This is a genomic window from Actinocrinis sp., from assembly GCF_035650855.1.
In the GTDB taxonomy this organism is placed as follows: domain Bacteria; phylum Actinomycetota; class Actinomycetes; order Streptomycetales; family Catenulisporaceae; genus Actinocrinis.
The window spans coordinates 1-5,617 of sequence record NZ_DASRGV010000064.1; the positions used below are offsets into that span (position 1 = coordinate 1).

The 5,617-nt window shown below is 68.6% G+C and carries 4 protein-coding genes; 2 read left to right on the forward strand and 2 right to left on the reverse strand.

Annotated features, from left to right (window positions below; all coding sequences use genetic code 11):
• A partial coding sequence (locus VFB40_RS05370) for an amidohydrolase (RefSeq protein ID WP_324848165.1) occupies window positions 1-1,081 on the reverse strand: 1,081 nt, incomplete at its 3' end.
• 54 nt (window positions 1,082-1,135) lie between these two features.
• Here VFB40_RS05370 and VFB40_RS05375 point away from each other — a divergent pair.
• A complete protein-coding gene (locus VFB40_RS05375) occupies window positions 1,136-2,293 on the forward strand; it encodes a hypothetical protein (protein ID WP_324848166.1) in 1,158 nt (385 codons plus the stop codon).
• 29 nt (window positions 2,294-2,322) lie between these two features.
• Here VFB40_RS05375 and VFB40_RS05380 read toward each other — a convergent pair whose 3' ends face one another.
• Window positions 2,323-3,606 (reverse strand): LCP family protein, encoded by a 1,284-nt coding sequence (locus VFB40_RS05380; RefSeq protein WP_324848168.1) that lies wholly within the window; start codon window positions 3,604-3,606, stop codon window positions 2,323-2,325.
• A gap of 379 nt (window positions 3,607-3,985) precedes the next feature.
• On the opposite strand from VFB40_RS05380, the gene VFB40_RS05385 reads away from it, so the two are divergent.
• Window positions 3,986-5,617: prolyl oligopeptidase family serine peptidase (locus tag VFB40_RS05385; protein ID WP_324848169.1), on the forward strand; the 1,632-nt coding region annotated here is incomplete at its 3' end.

Genomic DNA, 5,617 nt, shown 5'->3' on the forward strand with positions numbered 1-5,617 from the left:
GGTCTCCGATCGCGTGGACGTGGACTTGAAAGCCGCGCGCGTCAAGCCGCGTGAGAGCTTGGGCAAGCAACGCCGCGTCGAGGTAACTGTGCCCCGCGTTGTCAGTGACGTTCCCTGCGCTGTCGTAGTAAGGGCCGAGCATCGCGGCGGTCAGGTTCTCGCAGATGCCGTCCTGCATGATCTTGACGGTCCCTGCCTTGAACCCACCGCCGCCTCGGCTTACCGCCACGTCGAGGTTCGCGGCGGCCTCCCGGCGCTCGACCAGATCGGCGATCTGCTCCAGGCCGCGGTTGCGGTCCCACCACAGCGCTCCGGTCACGTGGGCGGTCAGCCGTCCTTCTCGGGCCGCGCGCAGGTAGGCGGGCAGGATGTCGTCATAGCCCAGATATCCGCCGACGATCGCGTCCTGCCAGCCGGTGATGCCGAAGGAGTGCAGGTATCGCTGCCCTTCCAGTAAGGCGTTCAGATAATCGTCTTCGGTCAGCCGTGGCGCGTGTCGGCCGACGAGATTCGCGGCCTCCTCGTGGAGGGCGCCGGCCGGGGAACCGTCGGGCTCGCGCGCGATGCGACCACCAGTCGGATCCGGGGTGTCGCGGTCCACTCCAGCGCTACGCAGCGCCGCGGAATTGGCCCAGGCGTCGTGGTGGTCTCGGTTCAGCAGGAAGACCGGGCGATCAGGTACCACCTTGTCGAGCAGCGTGCGGCTCGGCGCGCCGCCGGGGAACTGGTCCATCGACCAGCCGCCGCCGACGATCCACGGCAGGTCCGGATTGGCCTCGGCATATGCGGCCACCCGCGCGACCGCCCCGTCCGCGTCGCGGGCCCCGGTCAGATCGCAGCGCAGTCGTTCCGCGCCGCCGAAGACCGGATGTACGTGCGCGTCGATGAAGCCGGGAAGCACGAGCCGCCCGCCCAGCTCCACCACGCGCGTGCGCGGCCCGATCGCCGCGCGAGCTTCCTGCTCCCCGAGCGCCGCGATGGCGCCCTGGCGCACCGCAATCCCTGACGTCCACGAGTGAGCGGCGTTGGCGGTGAAGCACGGGCCGCCGAGCAGCACAAGATCGGCAGGAGATTGGGTCATGCGCAGGAGCATTGCACGCGCCGACAAGGCGCTCCTACCGACAGAATGTAAGACATGAGGATCTTCGAGCTGGCAGTGGGCGCCGCCGTGGTGGCCGCGGCCTGGCTTTCGGTCGTGGCCAGCCTGGTGATGCCGCGCGGGCTGCGGTCGAGCTACACCCGGCTGGTACACGGCGTGGTGCGCTGGCCGTTCCAGTTCCTGGCCGACCGGCTGGGCACCTACGACGCCAAGGACCGGGTGCTGGCCTGGGCCGCGCCGCTGGCCATCCTGGTCACCCTGATCAGCTGGCTCGGGCTGTTCCTGATCGGCTTCGGGCTGCTGCTCGCCGGGGCCAGCGGACTCGGCTTCAACGCCGCGTTCCGGGAGGCCGGCTCCTCGCTGTTCACCCTGGGGTTCGCCTCCAGCGCGCGTGACCGGCTGACGTTCCTGGACTTCTGCGCCTCCGCGTCGGGACCGGTGGCGATCGGCCTGCAGGTCGGATACCTGCCGGCGCTGTACACCGCGTACTCGCGCCGCGAGGCCGAGGTGACGCTGCTGCAGTCGCGCGCCGGGGTGCCCGCCTGGGGCCCGGAGATCCTTTACCGGCATGTGCAGGTCACCGGGCTGCTGGAGAACCTGCCCGACCTCTACCGGGGCTGGGAGCGCTGGGCCGCGGAGATCTCGGAGAGCCACACCAACTATCCGGTGCTGATCCATTTCCGCTCCCCGCAGCCGAACCGCAACTGGCTGGTCGCGCTGCTTGCCGTGATGGACGCGGCGGCGCTCGAACTCGCGCTCAATCCGCGGAACCAGAACAGCGGCGCGATGCGCATCGGGCTGCGCGGCGGGTTCAACTGTCTACGGGATATCGCTCACATGGAACGCATACCGTATGACCCGGACCCGGATCCCGACAGCGACATCCAGCTGACGTTCGCAGAGTTCTCGCAGGGCATCGACATGCTGCGTTACGGCACCTATCCGATGGAACGCACCCCAGAGGAAGCGTGGCCGCACTTCCGCGGCTGGCGGGTCAACTACGAGTCGATCGCCTACGCGCTCGCGTACCGCATCGATGCCGTGCCTGCGCCGTGGTCCGGCCCGCGTCGTACGCCAGGTCAGGTGCTCAGGGTCCGCACGCCGCGAGACCGGCAGCCCACCAAAGGCATCCCGGCCTCGGCCAGGGCGACGACCGACACTAAGCCCGCGCAGAACGGCACGCCCTCTGACTGACGGTTAGTCAACCGGCGCGTTCATCGTTGTCAGTTAACACACGGGATGCCGGGCGGCGCATTCACGGTTGGCGCGGTCGTCGCCGGTACGGCATTCGACACTGTGGTGCGTCCGCTCGACCGATTACCGCTCACTGCTGCGTGCGTCGCGTGATGCGTTCCCGCAGCGCCAGCCGCTTCCGCCGCTGCCTGTGGGATCGCCGGACCTGCCGCGCTGGTAGCGGCAGCGGTGGGCGTGCTCGACGAGTCGGACACGTCAGGGCTCTGTCCGGACAGCAAGCGCTGGGCGACCTCGCGTACTTGCATCGGGTCGATGAGGTTGACGGACTCGCCGTCTTCAGTCGCGAACCCCTTGATCGGCAGCGTGTAGAAGGTCACGTTGCCCGCGGTTACCGCACTCGCCTGGTGGATGAACGACAGCAGGTCGAATCCCGAGTCGACGACCACGTCCTTGCGCGCGACGTCGAGCAGCGCGTCGATCTTGCTTAGATCGTCGAATACGCCGGCGTGCTGCAGCTTGTTCACGGCCGAGGCGAGGAACGCCTGCTGGCGGTGCGTCCGGTCCAGGTCCCCGTTGGTCAGCCCGTGCCGCTGCCGCACGAAGGCGAGCGACTGCGCGCCGTCGAGGGTTTGCACGCCGGCCGGGAAATTCGCTCCCGAATACCAGTCGTGCACCGGCTCGCGCAGGCACACCGTGACGCCGCCGAGGGCGTTGGCCAAGTCGTAGAACCCGGCCAGGTTGATCTCGGCGAAATGGTCGACGGTCACGCCGAGCAGCTGCTGCACGGCGTCGATGGCCGCGTGCCGGCCGGCTTCCCGGCCGAGCTGCTCGAGCGCGGCGCGGTCGCTCGTTCCGGTGGAGCGCGCGGCGGCCTCGGCGTTGGCCTTGGCCCGGCCGTACGCCTCCTTGATCTTGTGGTCGCCGAGCCCTTCCGGCAGGTCGACGTAGTCGTCGCGGGGAATGGAAAGGGCCACTGCGCGGGAGCCGTCCGCCGGGACGTGCAGCAGGATCAGCGTGTTCGTGTTGTACCCGCCCACGTCGCTGGAACTGCCCGCGTGCAGCTGGGAGAGGATCGCCGGCGGCAGGTCGTTGCCCTGGTTGTCGCGCCGCGAGTCGAGCCCCATGAGCAGGATGTTGAGGTCGCCGCCGCTCTGCTGGGCGGAACCGAGGCCAGCCAACGCGTGCGAACTGGCCAGGCCGCCCAGCACGGATGAGTGGAAATACCATCCGACCGCGGCCGCGATCAGCACGAGCGCCGAGGCGCTGCCGAACAGCGTGCGCAGGAAGATCCGGGCGCGCCGGGTCAGTCTCAACCGCGCCGGCATCGGGCGGACCGGCTGAGTGCGTCCGGTCTGTGGTCTACCCGCCTGGGTTCTGTCGGTCTGGGTTCGCTCGGCTTCGGTCCGGCCGGACTGCGGACGTCCGGCCTGGGATCGCGCCTGTGTCCGCGCGTTCGGAGCCGAATACGGCCGCGAACCCTGCTGGGTCGGGCGGGGACCGGGTGGGCGAGTCGGTCCGCCGCCTTGCCCATAGCCAACGCGCCGGTCCACCGCGTCTCCTGTGTGTACGCACCCGAGGATCCTGGTGCTTCGATCCTAGGAAGGGGGGCGCGTGCAGCTTCGGACGCCACGACGCCGGCTCACTCTTTCGGCCCAGCACACAACGCGCCGCGTCGTTGCTAACGTGCCAAGAGTGACGAGTCCTCACCCGGTAGCACCGTATCCCCAGGCCCCCCGTGACGAGATCATCGAGGTTATCCACGGTTTGACGATCAGCGATCCGTATCGCTGGCTTGAAGATCCGACCTCTCCACAGACCAAGGCGTGGAGCGCGGCTCAGGACACGTTGTTCCAGAAAGCGCGTGCCGGGTGGGACGGGCACCGAAGGCTGCGCGCACGGATCGCCGAACTCTCGGCGACCGGGGCAATCGACCCGCCGGTCTGGCGCGGTGAGCGCTCGTTCTTCACCAGGCGGCTGCCTGATCAGGAGCACGCGGTGCTGGTGACGGTGGACGAGTCCGGCGCGGAGCGCGTGCTCGTCGATCCGATCGCGCTGGACCCGGCGGGTACCACGACGCTGGACGGCTGGTATCCGTCGCCGTCCGGGCGGCTGATCGCGTATCAGATCTCCGAGGGCGGCACCGAGGAGTCGGTCACCCGGATCATGAACGTGGCAACCGGCGAGGTGGTGGACGGGCCGATCGACCGCACCCGCTACACCGAGGTCTCCTGGCTCGCCGACGACAGCGGCTACTACTTCACCCGCCGCCTCGCGCCGGACCTCGTGCCGCCGAACGAGACCCAGTTCCATCGGCGGGTATACCTGCACCGCCTGGGCACCGACCCCGAGCAGGACACGATGGTCTTCGGCGAGGGCTCGAAGCTGACCTGCTACCACGACGCCTCGATCTCGGCGGACGGCCGCTGGCTTCAGGTCTCCAGCAGCGAGGGCACCGAGCCGAACAACGACCTCTACCTCGCCGACCTGGCCGGGGCTGATCCGGCGGCGCCTCCGTTCAAGCCGGTACAGGTGGGCGTGGCCGCGACGACCTACCTTTATCCGGCGCGCGGGGACAGCCCGCTGGCCGAACGGCTGCTGGTGTTCACGACGCTGGACGCGCCGCGCGGACGGATCTGCGTCACCTCTCCGCACGACCCGGTGCCCGACGCTTGGCGGGAACTCATCCCCGAGGACCCGGAAGCGGTGATCGAGAACCTGGTCGTGCTCGACGGCCCGGAACTCGAGCGTCCTCTGCTGCTGGTGACTCGGATTCGGCATGCGATCAGCGAGATCACCGTGCATGACGCCTTGACCGGCGAGCAGCGCGGTACCGTGCCGCTTCCGTCGGTGGGCACCACCGAGGCGCTTACCGCGCGGCGCGCCGGCGGTCATGAGGCGTGGTTCACCTACACCGACTTCGGGACGCCGCCGCGCGTTTACCGCTATGACGCGCGTACCGCAGAGACGACTCTGTGGGCAGATACTCCGGGAAAGCCGAAATCGCCGACGGTTTATACGCGGCAGGTCGAGTACACCTCGAAAGACGGCACCACAGTTCATATGTTCATCGTCTCTGGCGACCCGGATGACGTACCGGACCGGCCTCGACCTACTCTTCTGTACGGCTATGGCGGATTTAATGTCAGCCTGCCGCCCGAGTATGTGGCCTCCGCGCTGGCGTGGGTGGAAGCAGGGGGCGTTTACGCGGTCGCCAACCTGCGCGGCGGCGGAGAAGAGGGTGAGCAATGGCATCGAGCCGGCACCTTCGGCGAAAAGCAGAACGTCTTTGATGATTTCCATGCCGCTGCGCAGTACTTGATCGAC

What these genes read in the sequence shown, in the direction of transcription:
- VFB40_RS05375 (WP_324848166.1), top strand. Translation starts at nt 1,136, where the DNA reads ATGAGGATCTTCGAGCTGGCAGTGGGCGCCGCCGTGGTGGCCGCGGCC.